Raw genomic sequence first — 18423 nt, forward strand, 5'->3', positions numbered from 1 at the left:
GGGCTGGCGACACCGACCACAGTGAAAGGGTGCAACCGTGGCGAACATCAACGTCTCGTACCAGGAGCTCAACAGCAACGCCGACCGGCTCGTCGCCGGCCGTGACGAGATCAACGCGACCCTGTCGAAGCTCCAGGCGCAGATCGCCTCGCTGACCCAGGCCGGGTTCCAGACGGACCGCTCCTCGGGCGCGTACAACGAGGCCTACCAGCGCTTCACCACCGGCGCGCAGAACACCATCGGCGGCCTCAACGACCTGGCCCAGTTCCTTCGCACGACCGCCCACACGCTGGGCGACGTCGACCAGCAGCTCGCGTCGAAGCTCGGTCGCTGAGCGGAGAGATCTGACATCGGAAGGCCGATGCTGCAGCAGTGCGGCGTCGGCCGTCCGTGTCATGGGGGTGACGTGTGAGCGGCAAGCTCAGGGTCTCGTACGACGCGCTGGACGCGCTGTCGACGAAGGTGACGGCAGCAGGGGACGACATCGAGATCGGATCGAAGATCGAGGGCGGTCAGGGGAACGCCGAACTCGGATCCGACGTGGTGTCGGGGGCTCTCCGCGACGCCACGGTGCAGCAGGTCCAGCGGTCGAAGATCGCTGCCGACAGCATCCGTGACGCCGGCGCGTTCCCGACATCGGTGAAGCGGTCGTACGCGGATGCCGATGCTGCACAAGCACAGGCGGCCGGCAAGTGAGCTGGTCGGAGGCGGACCCCGGTCAGGGCAGTCCGGCCGGCATCCAGGGTGTGGCAGCGATGCGGACCGCGCGCGCCGCGAAGGTCCGTGACGCCCAGCGCACCATCCAGTCCGTTGCTTCGCAGTCCGGCGTCGACTGGGAGGCTGCGAGCCAACGGTCCTTCGCAGCAGAGCTGTCGAAGAAGGCGGCCGACATCGAGCTCGTGGCGACCGGCCTCGAGAAGCAGGCGACGGCGCTCACGACCTACTCCGGGGCACTCACCCAGATTAAGGACCGGCAGGTCGTGCTCGAGACCCGTCGTGCCACGGCGGAGCAGGACCTGTCGTCGGCGCGCGCGAAGATGCCGTTCCCTGCGGTGTTCCCACAGACCACCTCGCCGCTGCTGACCGGCAAACCCGTCCCTGACGACGAAGCCGCGAAGGCTGATCTCGCCAGGCAGAAGGCCAAGGCGCAGGGCCTGATCGACGATGCACAGAGCGATCTCCGCGCGATCGACGCCGAGTGGGACGTCCTCGTCTCCGACCGGCGCCGTATCGACGCGACCTGCGCGGCCGCGTTGCAGAACCAGGACGTGCTCGGCGGACTGAGCAGTTTCTCCGGGGCCGACGTAGCCAGCAAGTCCCCGGACGATCTGCTGTCGCTCCTCGTCGGGTTGTCCGCGACCGATCGAGAGATGCTCCTCGCCGACAACCCCGACCTGGCGAAGAAGATCGCAGCGGCATCGCCCGAGGCAGTGGCTTCCTGGTGGGATGCGATCGGGGATCCGTCCGACCCGGCTCCGTTCAGTGAACAGCAGCAGTGGTTCCTCGCCACCATGCCGGTGACGATGGGGGCGCTCGACGGTCTGGCGCCCCAGGCACGTGTCGCGGCGAACAAGACGAACGCGCAGACCCGACTCGATGCCGACCAGAACGAGCTGTACTCGGTGATGTTGAGCATCTCCGCGCTCGAAGGTCACGTGAGCACCCGAGCCCTCGAGAAGCGTCGGGCCGAACTGGAAGCCGAGATCGCGTACCTCAAGGGCGCCGTGGGCGACGACGCGACGGTACAGCTCTACCTGTACGAGCCGGACCGGTCCCGCATCATCGAGATGGAGGGGACGATCACCGACGAGACGAAGCACGTCATCACGTACACGCCGGGAACGTTCGCCGACCTCGCGAAGTTCTACGACGGGTCGACTCAGGCCGTGGCATCCTTCTTCGTCCAGAAGCACCCCGACACTGTCGCGTTCGTCTACAAGGACGGTCGCTACCCGGGGGAGTACGGACAGAAGAGCGACATGGACCTCACGAAGATCTTCGAGGCCAACGACGAAGAACTCGCCTTGCAATCGGGGAGGCAGCTCGCTTCCTTCGAGCGGGGACTGGACGCCAGCAGCCCGGTCGTCCGCGGCGCAGGTTCGACGGCGATCGCGCACAGTTGGGGGCTCGCGAACGTGACCTCCGCTGAGGTCGCCGGAGCGCACTGGGACAACGTCATCTCGCTCGCGGGCGCCGGTATGCCGGAGCAGTGGTCCGCGGACCCCACGACGAACTACGTGCACGAGAGCTATCCCGACCTGCTGTGGGAGGCTCAGCTGACCGGGCAGGTGTGGGATGAACGGAACCCCGGTACCTCGGACGCATTCGACCGACACTTCTACGCCGGGCCCGAGCCCTTCATCCAGACGGGGTCGGTGATGGGAGTGGACTACGCCTACCCCGACCAGGGTGTGCTGCTGGACAACCACAACCTGATCGCCTCCATCGCGCGAGAGAATCGAGCCGTGCTGGATCACATCGACAAAGTCATCTACGGGGTGCGATGAACCGCTCGTACAAGCTCATCGCACCGATCGTGTTCCTGACTCTCCTGACGGGATGTTCGACCATGGACAACAACCGACCCGAATCTTCCGAACCGGCGTCGCCGAGCGCCTCGCCCGAGGTCGAGATCCGTGCCGCGAAGGCGCGGACGCAGCGCGTCGAGCTCGAGATCGCCGAGGCCATACCCGAGCGAACGAGCGTTCGCCAGCAAGAAAAGGGCACGCTCTTCCCCTGCGGCGATCACCAGCGTCAATGGGTCGGTGGCACAGACGTCGTCACGGCCGGCGAGCCGGACATGGATGCTGTCGTCGCGGCGGTCGAGCAGGCGTGGGACGGTAAATCGGAGTGGGCTGTCGAGAAGCGACAGGACGCCGATGGGATCCCGACCATCGACATCTCGACCAGTGACGGTCAGGGGTACCTGATCTCGCGCGGAACCGAAGCGAAGACCGTGCAGATCTTGTCGTCGTCATCGTGTTTTGCGGTACCCGAGGTGTTCTTCGGGGGCGGTGCCTGGTGATTGCGACCTGCATGATGCGCCTCGGTCGACGAGATCGGTTCGATCAGGCTGGCCGCACTTGACGAAGGGATGATCAAGGGCGGCGGTCTTGCTCGGCTCCCGAGACCCGGATGGCGAAGAACGCTGACGTTTGATGGCACCAACCATCCCCGTGGTGGGACAGGGAATCGGAGGCCGCGCGAAGGATGAGGCATCTGCGCCGCTGGAAACTCATGACTTCCTCGAGCGCTCGCGAGGAGTCGACGATGCGATGGCCCTACAGGGCGACCTGTCCGGTTGCCTGGAGAGTGGTTCGCTTCGTCACCGACCGCGTCACGGCCGCTCCCTGAAAGCGGTGTCCGCACTCGATCGGGTCGCCGTGAACAAGCGCGGCGCAGGAGAAGGGACGAGAATCGACATGCGCTCCATCCCGATCAAGCCTGGTTGGAAGACGGGACCCAAGCTCATCGCACCGATGGTCCTCATCACCTTGCTGACGGGGTGCTCCTCGGGCAACGATCGACTCGAAGTGCGCGAGCCAGCCGGTCCGACTGCTTCGCCCGAAGTCGTGATCGGCCATGCCAAAGGGCGGACCCAGCGAACGGAGCGGGAGATCGCAGAGGTCGTTCCCGAACGATCGCGTATCCGCCAGCAGGAGAAGGGAACGCTCTTCCCCTGCGGCGAGCACCAACGTCAGTGGGCGGGAGGGACGGACGTGGTGGTGACCGGCGAGCCCGACATGGACGCAGTCGTCGCGGTCGTCGAGCAGGAGTGGGCCGGGCGGTCCGGTTGGGCGATCGACAAGCGTCAGGACACGGTGGGCCTCGCCACGATCGACATCTCGACCGATGACGGTGAGGGATACCTGGTCTCACGAGGGACCGAGGTGAGGACCGTGCACATCAGGTCGTCGTCGTCGTGCTTCGCGGTGCCCGAGGTGTTCTTCGGGGGAGGCGCCTGGTAGCCAGGCGTCTTCGAACGCCCCTGACGGTTCCGGTTCACGAATGCCCGGGAACGTGAACCGGAACCGTCAGACCATCGAGCGAACGTGACCGCTCCGCAGCGCAACGAAGGCGGCGCCCGCGCGCGCCAGGGCGCGCCCGGCAACGACCCGGCTCAGGCCACCGTCGCCAGCGCGAACGGCAGCACGGCCGCCGCGCCGGCCCGTCGGAGTTCCCGCCCCGCAACGGTCATGGTCCACCGGCTGTCCACCAGGTCGTCCACGAGCAGCACCGGCCCCTCGTGCGCCTGCAGGGCGGCGGCGAGCGACGGATCGACCGTGAAGGTGTCCCACACGCCGGACAGTCGGTACGCGCTGTTCGTCGCACCGTCTCCGCGGGGAGTCCCGCCGTTCCGCCCGAGGGTGCCGAGGAACTGCAGCCGGCCGATCGTGGACAGCGCCTGCGCGAGCGACCCGACGAGTTCGGGCCGAGACCGCGAGGACATCGCCACGACGCCCGTCGGCCGGGTCTCCCACGGCCAGTCCTTGAGCGCTCGGACGCACCCGTCGACGAGTTCCCGCGACACGGGCGCATCCGGCACACCCGACCCGAACAGTGCTCGCAGGGGCCCACCCCAGCCGAGGTCGGTCAGCCGCGCCACCGCTCGGCCGGGTTGGACGAGCTCGTCGGGGCCGATCTTGCCGCGGACCGGGACGCCGAGCGATGACATCCCCGAGGGCCACTGGGCACGCGGGGCGATCTCGACGCCGACCTTGTCGAGCGCGGCTGCAGCCCCGGACGAGTCGGAGTCGGAGACCGAGGTCGGGAACCAGGCACCGGCGCAGTTGTCGCACCGGCCGCAGGGCTCGGCGGAGGGGTCGTCGAGGTCCTGCTGCAGCAGCTGCATGCGGCAAGACGAGGTGGCTTCGTAGTCGAGCATCGACGCGGCCTCGGCAGCACGGGCCGCGGCGACGCGCTCGTACCGGGGCGCGTCGTACTGCCACGGCTGCCCGGTCGAGACCCAGCCGCCGGTGACCCGGCGGACGGCGCCGTCGACGTCGAGCACCTTGAGCAGGAGTTCGAGGGTGGAGCGCTTGATGTCGACCAGGCCCTCGAGGGCGACGGTCGACATCGCGGTGTCGGTGGACAGGGCGTCGAGCACGGCGGCGGCACGGGCCTCGGTCGGCATGGAGGCGCTGGCGAAGTACTGCCAGATCTCGCGGTCCTCGCGCCCGGGCAGGAGCAGGACGTCGGCGTTGTCGGTCGCACGACCCGCACGACCGATCTGCTGGTAGTACGCCACGGGGGACGAGGGCGCGCCGACGTGCACGACGAACCCGAGGTCGGGCTTGTCGAACCCCATGCCGAGCGCACTCGTCGCGACCAGGGCCTTCAACTCGTTCCCCTTGAGCTGCTGCTCGAGCTGTTCGCGTTCCTCGGTGTCGGTGCGGCCCGTGTAGGCACGGACGGCGTACCCGTTGTCGCGGAGCAGTCGGGCGATGTCCTCGGCCGCCGAGACGGTGAGCGTGTAGATGATGCCGCTGCCGGGCAGGTCGCCGAGGTGCGCGAGCAGCCAGCCGAGTCGCTGCCGGGCGTCGGGCAGGGTCAGCACACCGAGGCGCAGCGACGCCCGGGCCAGGGATCCGCGGATCGTGAACACCGGGTCGGCCGGGTCGGCGGTGAGCTGCTCGGCGACGTCCTCGACCACGCGCTCGTTCGCCGTCGCGGTGGTGGCCAGGACGGGGACGCCGTGGGGGAGCGACCGGATGAGCTCGGCCAACCGGCGGTAGTCCGGCCGGAAGTCGTGGCCCCAGTCCGAGATGCAGTGCGCCTCGTCGACCACGAGCATGCCCATCCGCGCGATCAGCGTCGGCATCTGCTCGTCGCGGAACTTCGGGTTGTTCAGGCGCTCGGGGGAGACGAGGAGCACGTCGACCTCGTCACGGGCGAGCGCGGCCTGGGTCTCGCCCCACTCGTGTGCGTTCGCGGAGTTGATCGATACGGCACGGACCCCGGCCCGCGCGGCAGCGGCGACCTGGTCGCGCATCAGGGCGAGCAGCGGCGACACCAGGACGGTCGGACCGCCACCCCGGCGGCGGAGCAGGAGGGTCGCCAGGAAGTACACCGCCGACTTGCCCCACCCGGTGCGCTGCACGACGAGGGCGCGCTGCCGGTGCTCGACCAGGGCCGAGATCGCCTCGAGCTGGCCGGGGTGGAACACCGCGTCAGGGCGCCCCGTGAGCGCAGCGAGCGCCTGCTGTGCCTCGGCGGCGATGTCCGCAGACGGCACGACGGAGGACGACGGGGCGGAACCGACACCAAGACCAGACATGCCCCCATGCTGTCAGCACCGACCGACGAAACCCGACCCGCGCCTCCAGTCTGTGGACTACTGGTACGTGACCAGAGCAGGCGTCGGCGTCACTTCGGACATGGTCTGCGACGGCGTCAGCATCGGCGTGTCCTCGTCATAGAAGTTCTTCCAGCCCCAGTGCAGGCCCTCCGGCGCGCCCTGGTGCAGTGCGTTCCACGTGGCCTGCTTGTCCGGCTGCGCCCCCTGCCCGTCGACGTGCACGAGCACGTCGAGCTCCGGGTGGCTCTCGAGCGCATCACGGTCCTGGATCATCGACAGCCGGAACTGGTGCAGCACGAGTGCCTTCGGCGGCAGCCCCTCCTCGCGGACGAGCGACGCGAGCCACGACGACACCTCGTTCACCTCGGCGGCCGACACGCTGCCGATCTGCTCCAGGGGCACCTGGTCCTCCGTCAGACGCCACTCCGGGTCGAGCGCCAGCCAGACGCCCGGCTTCTTCAGCAGCGACTCGTACTTCTTCGCCTGCGACAGGAAGTCCGACCGGCCGGGCTGCAGGTCGATGATCACGGGCATGTCGGCGTCGTGCGCGGCCTCGACGTAGGGCTCGAGCGTCGACACCGGCAGTTCCGTCGAGTAGTCGCCGTCGGCTCCGGCGTCCCCGGCGGCGACGGTCGCGATGACCTCCATCGCCGGCGTCACGAGCTCGTCGGACTCCGCCCGGTACGGCTTCGCGACCTGCTCGGCGCGCTGCACGGTCGCCTCCGGTCCCTGCTCGCCGAGCACGCCGAGCGCCGGCGTCCCGGGAGCGCCGTACAGTGCGACGTAGCGGTGCCCGTCGAAGGGTCGCTGGCCGCCGTTCCGCAGCTGGAACCCGCCCTCGGCCGCCCGCACCGTCCACTCCGGGTCGGACAGGGCGTCGAACGCCGCGCCGACCAGGACCGTCGGGTGCTCCCGTCGGTCGTGCAGCGCCGTCACCACGTCGGGTGCGGCAGCCGGGTCGGTCACGCCCTTCGGCATCGTCACCACCCGGGCACCGGCGGCCTTCGCGGTCGCCACGGCAGCGGCGTCGGCGCGCGCGTCCTCCACCACCACGGTCGCCTGCCGGGAGGCTCGGCTCGACTCCGGCGCCTCGCCACCGTCCGGCGCCTGCCGCTGTTCGACGTCCGTGTCGACCGACACGTCGCCCTCGGCCTGGTACCAGTCGGCCCCGAGCCGGTCGAGTTCGCGGGCGACGGCGGCGCCGCCCTCCGCGCCCTTCGCCGTCAGCAGCACCGGGACGTGGGCGCTCGCCGCGGCCTCGCTCGCCGCGCGGATGCCGTCGGCGTCGCCGGACCGAGCCACGACCGCGCCGGGAGCACTCGCGAACAGCGCCGTGCTGACCCGGACGGACCGGGCCGCGGCGTCCGCAGCGTCGGCCACCGTGACGGTGTCGGCCGACGCCTTCGCCAGGGTCGGGCGGCTCGCGTCCGGGCCGCTCGACGTGCACCCGGCGGCTCCGAGCAGCAGCCCGGAGACCGTGATCGCGACCAACAGACGAGGGGTGGGACGAGAACGCATCGAGCCACCATACGAGCCACACGGAGAGGTCCCTGGGAATCCGACGGGTGTCGTCTCGTAGAAGGGAGGCATGCCCCACCACCCAGACGACCGCCCGCTCATCGGACCGGTCCGGTCGCCCGAGGTGCACTGCACGACCCTCAACGTCCGGCGCCGCGTGCCGCGCCCGTCCACCCACCCGGACGCGTGGGAGCGTCGCCGGGACGCCGTGCTCGCGCTCGTCACGTCCGAAGCGCCCACCGTCCTCGCCGTCCAGGAGGCCCTGCCCGAGCAGGCAGACGACCTCACCGCCGGCCTCGGGTCGGGTTGGGAACCCGTCCTGGCGGGTCGGGGAGCGCACGGCGGTGGCGAACAGGTCGGCCTGTTCCTCGACCGCTCGCGCCTGGACGTCGTCGAGCGCCGCACCTGGGCGCTCTCCCGCACGCCGCACCGCCCCGGCTCGCGGTCGTGGGCCACGTCTTTCCCCCGGCACGCCGTCGGAGCCGTCGTCGACGACCGGGCGACCGGCGTCCGGTTCCTGGCCGTCGCCACGCACCTGGACGTCGCCTCGCCGTGGGCCCGACTGCGGTCCGCCGAACTGCTCGGGCGCATCGTCCGGCAGCGCGGCCTGCCCGCCGTGGTGATGGCCGACTGGAACAGCCCCGCCGGTTCCGCACCGTGGCGAGCCCTGGCGGAGGCGGGGGTCGAGGACAGCTGGGGGCGGGCCTCCAGGCTGGTGGGGGAGCCGTACGGGACGTACCCGCACTACGGGAGTCCGCGTGTCGGGGGCCGGCGCATCGACGGGGTGCTGGTGACCGCCGAGGCGGACGTGGACCGCGCCGCGGTGTCGGTGCGTCGGCCGGGCGGCGTCTGGCCGTCCGACCACGCCGCCGTGCACGCGGTCGTGCGGTGGGCATCGTGATCGCCACCCTCGGGACGACGTTCCTGCGACCCCGGTTCATGCCGGCCGACGTCGTCCGCGCGCTGACGCTCGTCAGCCTGGTCGTCGCGACCATCGGGTGGGGCGGCACCGCGTTCCCGGTGATGGCACTGTGCCTGCTCGGCGTCGTGGTGCCGCGGATGCTCGGCCTGCGACCGACGTTCGACATGGCCGTCTGCCTGCTCGTGCTGCTGTCGGGGTGGTCGAGCGTGCTCGAGTGGTACACGAGCGTGTTCCTGTGGGACAAGTTCATGCACGTCGTGCTCACCGGGCTGCTCGCGGCGGTGCTGTACGTGATCGGCTCGGAGCTGCGGGCCGTGCCGGCGCCGGACAGCGAGCGGCGGGTGGTCGTCGCGGTCCTCGCGCTCGCCGCGGGACTGGCGATCGGGGCGGTCTGGGAGATGGGGGAGTGGCTCGGGCACAACTTCGTCGACTCGCGGATCTTCGTCGGTTACGACGACACGATCGGGGACCTGGCGGCGGACGGGGCCGGTGGGTTGCTCGTCGGGCTGGGGCTGCCGTGGTTGGCGGCGCGGCGCGAGCTGGTGCGGCCGGGGTGAGCCTGCGTGCTCGCGTTCTCTGCGTGTTCGACGCGACTCGCCGTGGCACGGAGGGGGTCTGACGTCCGCTATGCTGGACCGGTCGCTCGCGCTCCGGTCGGACGCGGGCGAGGGTCCTCCGGGGCTCTGAGTCCCTCGGGGCTCGCGGGCTGTGGCGCAGCTTGGTAGCGCACTTGACTGGGGGTCAAGGGGTCGCAGGTTCAAATCCTGTCAGCCCGACCGAAGGGGCGAGTTAGTAATCGTCTTCTAAGAACTGTCGACAACGAAGAAGCCCACCGAGAATCTCGGTGGGCTTCTTCGTCTTGTTTGGGCTTGTGCTGGTGTACGCGGCACCTGTTGTTGCTCGTTCCAGTCCGCGCGGAGCGCGCTCCCGGTTTCAGGCGCGACAAGGATCGCCACGCGTGTGTGGCGAGGGCGACGTCGGCGCTTTGGCATTGCCGTTGCCTAGGCGACGCGTCTCGTGTGCCGTCAGGGTGCTCGTAAATCCGCCGTGAACGTGTCGCCTGGCTGCTTCGAGCTGAACAACCCACTGTCGAAACAACTCGAAGTTGTGCGTGAGCAAGAAGACCTGACTGGCCTACGCGTTCTCCACGAGGGAAGACCAGAGGAACGAAGAGATTCCGAAGAGGATGCCCTCGTCCATGCTCGAGACCGGATCGTCGATCACGACGATGGGCGCGTCGCCCTGAAGACGCCTTCACGAATGCTCGCGAGAAAGTGCAGGAGCGCGATCGCAGTCCGCTCTCCTTCGCTCAAATTGGTGGCGGGCAGACCCGACCGCTCGATCTTGTAGTGTTTTCCGTCGTCGCTCGGGGTGAAAGCCAGCTCCGAACGCCCGAGCAGGCCAGTTGAGCAACGACACGTTCCCGACCGCGATGCACATCTCCGCACTGCTGGAACTCGACAACCACCTCATCCCCCCCCCCCCCCCCCCGTCGCCGAGTCCATCGAACACAAGGCTGCCGAGTGGATGGACGTGGTCAAGTTCGGGCGCACCCACCTCGAGGACGCCGTCCCGCTGACCGTCGGGCAGGAATGGTCCGGCTGGGCGGGTCAGCTCCGCAACGCGTTGAAGGCCGTCGACTTCAGCCGCGAAGGGCTCCTCGAACTCGCCGTCGGCGGGACCGCCGTCGGAACCGGGCTGACGCACCGCCGAACTCGGTTCCGCGGACTGTGCTGCCCGCCTCCTAAACGGGGGGTAGTCCGTTCGGTCTGCTTATCGATAGCGTCCTGAGAGTGAGCCAGGACGGCTCGGAACGGGGGGGGCTCGGGATGAAAAAAGTCAGGAATGTTCGTACCGGGGTGCTGGGATGCGCGGCCATCGCGGCAATCTTTGTCAGCACTATTACGCCGGCGTATGCCGAGACAGGCGCTGCGGAGGTGGACGGCGCGGAGCAGGTCGCTCCCGGAGATCCGAGCGACGAGGCAACGACTCCCGACCAGTGGCTCGAGCAGCAAACCGACGAACTTGACGTGACCGCCCCCGCCATCGTGCACGAGACCATCGACGACGACGGCATCAGCCTATGCGCGGACGATCCGAGCATCGTGTGCACCACCGCTACAACCACCGGCGATCCCGCTGACACGACGCTGCCTGGCCCGGCGGCCACTGACCGAGCGGCGGCGAGCCGAGCCGCTGGTACCGCGGACGTCGACGTTCCCCTCGATCTGACCATCTCAACAGGATGCTTAGGGCAGCTCCGATCGGCGCGATGGAACATCGCACGCTGGGCGGCTTGCTCTCACCGGGGAGGCCGCCTGACCCTCGTCACCAAAGAGGGTAAGCGCGTTGGAACCGTGCGCTACGAGACCTACCACGAGGTCACAGGCAACCCGACGAAGGGCGAATGGAGCAACGCGTTCCTGATCCGTGTCACGGGTGCCACCGGCATCGGAGCAGCAACCGAGGTCGTCGGTCAGGGCAACTGCATCGGCAAGTGCACCTTCACCGGCGGTACCGACATCGTCGGAGCGATGGCCCCAGGCGCAGTCCTGCAGGGAGAAGCGCACTTCAAGTGGCGCGGAACGGCAGGCGCCCGCGTGACCCCGAGGCCCTGGTGGGACTTCAACTACAGCCACCCCGACGGCATCACCATCGATAGCGCCGGGTACAAGGCCCCCAAGATCCGCTGCGACCGCGACTACCCCGGCCGTCCGAATTCTGTCGGATGTGTCTTCCCGCAGCAGTCCGCGTCGCTCGATCTCAATGACTATTACAACGCCTGGGCGACCCACGTCATCTGGGCGCAGGCGAACGGGCTCCCCACTGTCCTGCATCGCGCAACCCTCGCGGAGAAGAACGCGAACCGAGCAATCGCGTGTGCCTCCGCTCCGAAACCCCGCCCTACTGGATATCAGTGCGACGAGTACCCATTCGCGTCCGCCAAGGAGGGGGCCGCTGCAGGAACCGGCGGGGTTCGAGTTCCCGACATCTTCTACTCAACGCCCGGAGATTTCTGCGGTATGCCGCCTGCACCGGCCACCGGACCCGGCGGATGGAGCATCTGCTTGATCCCCGCCGCGGACAACCAGGAAGGCGGTCAGGTCCTCAACAACATCTACAAGGCCTTCCGTGTCATCCCTGGCGACGCGTACTCCTTGAACTACTCCACCGCTTCCTGACCCTAGGGAGGATCAGTGCGCTACGACACCGACATCGACAACGGCACGCTGCAGATCGAGGGCGGCGCACTTCGAGCGGTCACAAGCATCGACCTCGCGAAGATCGGCTTCCTCACACAGGCGAAAACCGTCGTCGTTTCGGTGCCGCAGATCGATCTGCAACTTCCCGTCGCGCTGTCGACGATCGCGGAGTATGGTGCTGTCCCGATCGAGGCGCAAACACACTCATCTGCGCCGGACCTGCCCGAGGCATCGTGGACCGACGTTGTCGACGTCACTTTCGACGTCGGCAACATCGACGACGGAGGGTTGGTCGTTGTCGGCTTCGACGGGCCTGACTTCACTGAGCCGCCGCTCACTCCATCTCCGGGACGTTACCGGCTCCGCATCAGCGCCGCGCATCGGGACCTACCATGGACCGACGAAGTCACCGAGCGCTACCGATTTGACGCTTGGCCCATCATTGACGCCCTTGGCCCCATCATCCACCGCGGAACTCAGGGCCTGACACGGGGCTAGTGCTCCTCCTGAGCGAGCTCCCACCGCCCGGCAAGTACCTGACCGAGGCCGCCGCGGAACAACGCTAGTCCTAGCGTGGCGGCCGCGGCGCCGATGCCGGCCCCGAACTGGGGTGCAGACCGACGCCGATCCTGGCAATACGGTGTGAGCGCCCCTGCGCGACCCGAGCGCAGCACGAGACCAGGATTCCCGATGCGTCGCTCCCGTACTGCCCTGCCCGGAACCCCGCCCGTCGACCGACCCGGTCGCGTCGCCCGAATCGGCAGGCAACTGCTAGCCGTGGTCGGCATCGTGACGCTCCTGAGCACCGTGACTCCGGAGGCAGCCCTCGCGTGGGAGCAGTGCACCGACTACAACGAGTGCGGTGGTGGTGGCGGCTCGTCGTACGGAGCCGTCACCAACACGGCGTGGGCCGAGTCGGCGACGGTGGGTGTCCCGTTCTCGTTCCAGTACCGGCTCGAACCCTCGGGTTCCTCGGTCGCCGTGACCTCGGGTTCGCTTCCCCCGGGGCTCTCGATGAGTCCGGCGGGGCTGGTCGCCGGCACGCCGACCGCTGCCGGGCAGTCCGTCTACTCCATGACCATCACCCCGCCTCAGGGGTACCCGGGGGAGCCGGGGCAGTACTCGGACTCCATCACCGTCAAGCCCGCTCCCGTCCCGAGCGCCCCGACGAACGTGACCGCCACGGCGACGTCGTCGACCGCCGCGCACCTGACCTGGGCGGCGCCGTCGGAGTCCGGCGCGTCCCCGGTGACCTCGTACGCGATCTCCTGGTCCGGCGGCTCGACCTCGGCCACCGGGACCGCGGCCGACATCACGGGTCTGACGCCGGGCACCGCCTACACGTTCACGGTCAGCGCCGTCTCGCAGGCGGGTACCGGACCCGGGGCGACCTCGAACTCCGTGGTGCCCGCAGGCGTTCCGGGCAGCGTGCCGGTCACCGGCGTGACGGCAGGGGACCGCAAGGCCGTCGTGACCTGGGGGAAGACCACGCCGTCGAACGGTTCCGAGATCACCGCGTACCGCGCGGAGGCCAGCTCCGACGGGTTCGTGACGCGCCGCACCGCGATGGTCGGCTCCTCGTCCTTCGCCGTGCCGATCGAGGGTCTGACGAACGGCACCACCTACGCCTTCCGGGTGGTCGCCATCAACGGGAAGGGCGAGGGGCCCGCATCAGAGGTCCGGTCCGCCACGCCGAGTGGCGCCCCGGGCGCTCCGGCGGCCAGCGTGACGGCGGGCGACCAGCAGCTCAGCACGACGTGGGCGGCGCCGTCGGCGAACGGGTCGACGATCACCGGCTACACCGTGACGCTCCGCTCCGGTGGTGCGGTCGTCGCGACCCAGGACGTCCCGTCGCGCACCACGGTGACGTTCCCGGACCTGCGGAACGGCACGTCGTACTCCGTCGAGGTCGCGGCGACGAACGCCAACGGCACGACGACCGGTGCGGCCGTCACGGCGACCCCGCGCGGCGTGCCGGGGGCCGTCACCTCGTTGACCGCCACCGACGGCGACGGCAGCGCGGTGCTCTCGTGGACCGCTGCGTCGCCGAACGGGCAGACGCCCCAGTACCGGGTGCAGGTGAGCGGCGACGGCGGCACGAGCTGGACGACGCTCGGCACCACCGCGGCGACCACGTGGTCCGCGGCTGCGCTCACGAACGGCGAGACGTACACGTTCCGCGTCACGGCCGTCAACGATGCCGGTGCCGGACCCGCGGCGACGACGACGGCGAAGCCCTACGGCACCCCCTCGGCGCCGACCGCGCTCCGGGTCGTCCCCGGAGACCGGGAGGCGACGGCGTCGTGGTCCGCCCCTGACTCCGACGGCGGCCGATCGATCTCGCGCTACATCGTGCAGACGAGCACGAACGGCACGGACTGGGCCACCGCGGGGACGACGAGCGCGTCGTCGTTGCGGCTCACGGAGCTCTCGAACGGCGCGACGACGTCCGTCCGGGTCCGCGCGGAGAACGCTCGCGGCGCCGGCGCGCCGAGCGCCGTGCAGACGACGATGACGAGCGGGCTGCCCGGCGCGACGAGGATCACCGACGCTGTCGCCCAGGACCGGGCCGTGACGCTGACCTGGACGGCACCGGACGCGAACGGTTCCGCCGTGGACGGCTACCTCGTGGAGCAGTCCACCGACGGTGAGACCTGGCGTGACGCGACACCCCGCGGGGCGCGCGACGGCGGGTCCACGGCATCCGTCTCGGGCCTGGACAACGGGACCGAGTACCGGTTCCGCGTGACGGCGCACAACGCCAACGGGTACGGCGCTCCCGGTGCGGTCGTCGCCGTGACGCCGTTCTCGGTACCCGACGCGCCCGATGCGCCGACGGTGACGCCCGGCAACGGCTCGGCGGCCGTGTGGTGGACCGCGCCGTTCGACGGCGGGCGGACGATCACGTCGTACCGCGTCGAGCGGCGGGTGGTCGGCGGCGACTGGACCGAGGTCGGTTCGACCGGCGGGACCGGCCGGTCGCTGGCCGACCGCGGGCTCGACAACGGGACCGTCTACGCGTACCGCGTCATCGCCGGCAACGCGGGTGGAGCCTCCCATCCGAGCGCCGCGACCACCGTGACCCCGCGCACCGTTCCCGGGACGCCCAGTGCGGTCGTCGCGACCCCGCGTGACCGCAGTGTGCAGCTCAACTGGTCCGCGCCGACCGACGACGGCGGCGACGCGGTCTCCGGCTACCGCGTCGAGCAGCACGTCGACGGCGACTGGGTCCGCGTCGACACGCTCGGCGGCACGACCACGACGATCCACGACCTGACGAACGGCACGTGGACCTCGTTCCGTGTCCGGGCCGTCAACGCCGCCGGTGCGGGTGCGGTCAGCGACCCGGTGTCGGCGATGCCGCGCACGGTCCCCGACGCTCCGACCGCGCTCGGTGCCACCGCGGGTGACGGCTCCGTCGACCTCGCGTGGACGGCCCCGGAGGACGACGGCGGGGCGGCCGTGACCGGCTACACGGTCGAGCAGCTGGACGCCGACGGGGACTGGGCCGTCAGGACCACCACCACGAGCCCGCGAGCGACGCTCGCACCAGAACGCAACGGTGCCACCCTGACCTTCCGTGTCCGTGCGACGAACGACGCCGGGACCGGCGCGGCCTCCGGGCAGGTCGTCGTGGTCCCGCGGACCGTGCCCGACGCGCCCACCGAGCTCGAGGCCACCCCGGGTGACCGCCGCGCGACGCTCACCTGGACGGCACCGAGCTGGGACGGTGGCGCGCCGGTTAACGGCTACGTCGTCGAGCGGGCCATCGGTGACGGCCCCTGGGACGCCGTCGGCACGGTCTCCGGCGCGACGACCACGACCGTGACGGGCCAGACGAACGGCACCGCTACGCGGTTCCGCGTCCGCGCCGTGAACGTCGCCGGAGCGGGGCACGCGTCCGACGCCGCGACGACGACCCCGCGCACCGTGGCGGACGCCCCGGGAGACCTCGCTGCGACGCCTGGCGACCAGCAGGCCGACCTGACGTGGTCCGCCCCGACCGCGGACGGCGGCTCCGCCGTGACGGGCTACGTCGTGCAGACGAGCACCGACCGCGGTGACTCGTGGAGTGACGCCGGCACGGTGAGCGACCCCGCGTTCACGGTCGTCGGGCTGCAGAACGGTGCCGTGGCGTCGTTCCGCGTGCTCGCGGTGAACGCCGCCGGCCGGAGCGTCGCGTCCGAGCCGGTCTCGGCGACGCCGCGCCGGTCACCCGACGAGCCCCGTGCGCTCACCGCGGTGCCGGGTGACCGCTCGGTCGCGCTCCGCTGGACCGCGCCGGAGTCCGACGGCGGAGCCTCCGTCGACACCTACCTCGTGCAGGCCACCGCCGCCGACGGCTCGTGGGGCGAACCGGTCCGCGTGACCGGGACGAGCACCGAGGTCGACGGACTGGTCAACGGGACGGCACACGGGTTCCGGGTCGCCGCGGAGAACGTCGGCGGTGTCGGAGCGTGGAGCTCCGTCGCGACCGCCACCCCGTTCGTGTTCGCGCCGACGTTCACCGACGAGGACGGCGTGTCCGTCGTCGGGACGACCCTGACCGTCGGGGACACGGTCGTGTTCGCTGCGGACCACCTGCCGGTCGGCGCGTCGGTGGCGCTCGAGCTGCACTCCGACGTCCGGGTCCTCGCATCGGGCACGGTCGGCGACGGCGGAGCGATCCAGCTCCGCGCGACGATCCCGGCCCTGACCGAGTCGGGCATGCACCACCTGGTCGCGACCATCGACGGGGTCGGCACGACCGTCGCACCCGTGGAGGTCGCGATCCGCGTGGCCCCGGCAGCCGTTCCCGCTCCCGTGCCGGCACCCGCTCCCGCACCGGCGCCCCCGGCGACCGGCGGTGGCACGACTCCGACCCCCGCCCCGAGCGGACCGGCACCGTCGGTGGGCGCACGGACGGACGCCCCGTCCACGCGCACCGGAACGGGCCCGGCCGCGCTCGCCTTCACCGGCTCGGCGGACACCGCTCCGCTCACCGTGGTCGGCCTGGTGCTGTTGCTGGCCGGCCTGGCCCTCGCCTCGGGCGTGCGCGCGCGGCGACGCCGCGTCTGACGGTCGGTGCGCCGGCCGACCGGCTGGCGCACCGTCGACCGTCGCCGTTCCGGGCCGGTCACGTGTCGGCCGGGAGGCGCGGTGCCGGACGCGCGCCGTGCCTCCAGGCCGGTGGGTGGTCGCGTCGTCGGCCTCGGGTCCTGCTGGGTCGACGTCGGCCCGTCAGCCCGTTCGCTCAGGCCGCGACTCGAGCACGCCGCTGCGCGAGCGCGAGTGCAGCGAGGGCGAGCAGCCCGCCGATGACGGCTCCGATGGAGTTCGTCACCCAGTCGCCGGTGTCGCAGGCGCGCCCGATGCCGACGACGAGGGCCTGGACCGCCTCGATCACCGCCGAGAGCGCGACACCGGCGATGATCGCGAGCAGCGGTCGCGCCCAGCGGATCCCGACCAGGAAGCTGACGGGCACGAAGAGCAGCACGTTCGCGATCGACTCCACCGCGGTCGGCGCGAGGGACGGCAGCCCTGCGGTGCAGCCCACTGCGGAGGACGGTGCGGCTTCCGGGTAGAGCGTGAGGCCGAGGACCGCGACGAGTGCCAGCACGGTGAGCACCAGGGTGACCTTCGGGGCGCGCGTGAGCAGGACACCGAGGAACGGTGCGACGACGACCACCGCGACGAGGGCCCCGAACGGCAGCCACGGCACCTGGACGAGCAGGGTGGTGAGCACGGGCGGGGCCTCTCTGGAGTGGGCAGGCCCCGACGGGTCGCCCTCGGATCGCGGCAGTCGACAGTACCGGACGGGGGCGACGCGTCAGCGCCGGCAGAGTGGCGGAAGGGGTCTGCTCACGCTCCCGCTCGATCCGGCCCGTAGGCACGGACGAACGCCTCCACGCCGTCGACGAAGAGTTCGTCGACGGCTTCTGCATCGAGGTCGGGTGTGCCGAGGGCGAGCAGGAAGGTGAGCGCGGTGAAGTGCTCCGCAGCACGACGGGGCTTCGTCGTGCGGATCGCGCCGGCCGCGGCGAGGTCGGCGAATCGCGCAGCGAGCACCAGCTCGGGGCCGTGCGCCAGGTCGGACTCGAGCGCAGCGATCGACCGGCCCGAGTCGAGGAGCAGCCTGACCACCGCGTAGTCGGACGACTGCAGCGTCTGGGTGGCGATGCGCCTGGTGAAGGCCAGGAGTGCGGCTCCCAGATCGCGGTCGGCTCGGAGCTCCTGCTCGACGGCTTCCTGCACGGCGTCCAGCAGTGCCGCGGAGGCTCGCTCGACCACAGCGCTGAACAGTCCGTCCTTGTCCACGAAGTGGTCGTAGAGGGTGCGCTTGGACACCCCGGCCTGGGCGGCGACGGCGTCCACGGAAGTGCGGTCGTAGCCGTCCTCGAGGAAGCGGTTCCGGGCCGCGTCGAGCATCGCACTGCGCTTCCGCTCGGAGCTCGGGCGCAGAGGGCGCTGTGCATCGGGCATCCAACGACTGTACCGGTGCA

16 protein-coding genes and 1 tRNA gene are annotated in these 18423 nt (G+C 70.5%); 12 read left to right on the forward strand and 5 right to left on the reverse strand.

Features of this window, described 5'->3' with window-relative positions; genetic code table 11:
• Positions 1–37: 37 nt before the first annotated feature.
• From I8920_RS05445 to I8920_RS05465, 5 genes are all read left to right on the forward strand, one after another.
• Positions 38–334 (forward strand): WXG100 family type VII secretion target, encoded by a 297-nt coding sequence (locus tag I8920_RS05445; protein ID WP_071253483.1) that lies wholly within the window; start codon positions 38–40, stop codon positions 332–334.
• A 74-nt stretch (positions 335–408) separates the two neighbouring features.
• Entirely contained in the window at positions 409–696 is a 288-nt protein-coding gene (locus tag I8920_RS05450; protein WP_198658132.1) for a hypothetical protein, read from the forward strand.
• Complete coding sequence (locus I8920_RS05455; RefSeq protein WP_198658133.1) at positions 693–2507, forward strand: hypothetical protein; 1815 nt, start codon at positions 693–695, stop codon at positions 2505–2507. Before I8920_RS05450 ends, I8920_RS05455 begins: the two co-directional genes overlap by 4 nt.
• The gene (locus I8920_RS05460; RefSeq protein WP_198658134.1) at positions 2504–3025 is read left to right on the forward strand and encodes a hypothetical protein; all 522 of its coding nucleotides are present in this window, start codon (positions 2504–2506) and stop codon (positions 3023–3025) included. The genes I8920_RS05455 and I8920_RS05460 overlap by 4 nt, the downstream gene beginning before the upstream one ends.
• Before the next feature lie 133 nt (positions 3026–3158).
• Positions 3159–3968, forward strand: coding sequence for a hypothetical protein (locus tag I8920_RS05465; protein ID WP_198658135.1), 810 nt, complete (start codon positions 3159–3161; stop codon positions 3966–3968).
• Between the two features lie 152 nt (positions 3969–4120).
• Here the strand turns inward: I8920_RS05465 and I8920_RS05470 are convergent, their stop codons facing one another.
• Complete coding sequence (locus I8920_RS05470) at positions 4121–6277, reverse strand: RecQ family ATP-dependent DNA helicase (protein WP_232832835.1); 2157 nt, start codon at positions 6275–6277, stop codon at positions 4121–4123.
• A 57-nt stretch (positions 6278–6334) separates the two neighbouring features.
• Complete coding sequence (locus I8920_RS05475; RefSeq protein ID WP_198658136.1) at positions 6335–7816, reverse strand: hypothetical protein; 1482 nt, start codon at positions 7814–7816, stop codon at positions 6335–6337.
• A gap of 70 nt (positions 7817–7886) precedes the next feature.
• Here I8920_RS05475 and I8920_RS05480 point away from each other — a divergent pair, with 70 nt between their 5' ends.
• From I8920_RS05480 to I8920_RS05490, 3 genes are all read left to right on the forward strand, one after another.
• Positions 7887–8717, forward strand: coding sequence for an endonuclease/exonuclease/phosphatase family protein (locus I8920_RS05480; protein WP_198658137.1), 831 nt, complete (start codon positions 7887–7889; stop codon positions 8715–8717).
• Complete coding sequence (locus I8920_RS05485; protein WP_198658138.1) at positions 8714–9295, forward strand: hypothetical protein; 582 nt, start codon at positions 8714–8716, stop codon at positions 9293–9295. Before I8920_RS05480 ends, I8920_RS05485 begins: the two co-directional genes overlap by 4 nt.
• Positions 9296–9440: 145 nt before the next feature.
• A tRNA-Pro gene (locus tag I8920_RS05490) sits at positions 9441–9514 on the forward strand.
• 444 nt (positions 9515–9958) lie between these two features.
• Here I8920_RS05490 and I8920_RS16355 read toward each other — a convergent pair.
• Entirely contained in the window at positions 9959–10186 is a 228-nt protein-coding gene (locus I8920_RS16355; RefSeq protein WP_198658140.1) for an AAA family ATPase, read from the reverse strand.
• Between I8920_RS16355 and I8920_RS16360 the strand changes: the two genes are divergently transcribed.
• The 4 genes from I8920_RS16360 (at position 10110) to I8920_RS05520 (ending at position 16999) form a co-directional block, all read left to right on the forward strand.
• The gene (locus tag I8920_RS16360; RefSeq protein WP_442873581.1) at positions 10110–10529 is read left to right on the forward strand and encodes a lyase family protein; all 420 of its coding nucleotides are present in this window, start codon (positions 10110–10112) and stop codon (positions 10527–10529) included. The genes I8920_RS16355 and I8920_RS16360 overlap by 77 nt on opposite strands.
• A 2-nt stretch (positions 10530–10531) precedes the next feature.
• Entirely contained in the window at positions 10532–11920 is a 1389-nt protein-coding gene (locus I8920_RS05510) for a NucA/NucB deoxyribonuclease domain-containing protein (protein WP_198658142.1), read from the forward strand.
• A gap of 15 nt (positions 11921–11935) precedes the next feature.
• Positions 11936–12439: a hypothetical protein gene (locus I8920_RS05515; protein ID WP_198658143.1), complete on the forward strand. Its 504-nt coding sequence runs from the start codon at positions 11936–11938 to the stop codon at positions 12437–12439.
• A gap of 279 nt (positions 12440–12718) precedes the next feature.
• Positions 12719–16999, forward strand: coding sequence for a fibronectin type III domain-containing protein (locus tag I8920_RS05520; protein ID WP_198658144.1), 4281 nt, complete (start codon positions 12719–12721; stop codon positions 16997–16999).
• A gap of 175 nt (positions 17000–17174) precedes the next feature.
• Here the strand turns inward: I8920_RS05520 and I8920_RS05525 are convergent, their stop codons facing one another.
• Positions 17175–17666, reverse strand: a complete 492-nt coding sequence (locus I8920_RS05525) for a VanZ family protein (RefSeq protein WP_198658145.1) — start codon at positions 17664–17666, stop codon at positions 17175–17177.
• A gap of 116 nt (positions 17667–17782) precedes the next feature.
• A complete protein-coding gene (locus I8920_RS05530) occupies positions 17783–18403 on the reverse strand; it encodes a TetR/AcrR family transcriptional regulator (protein WP_198658146.1) in 621 nt (206 codons plus the stop codon).
• Positions 18404–18423 lie beyond the last annotated feature (20 nt).

Origin of the sequence: Curtobacterium sp. YC1 (genome assembly GCF_016267665.1) — a bacterium.
Taxonomy (GTDB): Bacteria; Actinomycetota; Actinomycetes; order Actinomycetales; family Microbacteriaceae; genus Curtobacterium.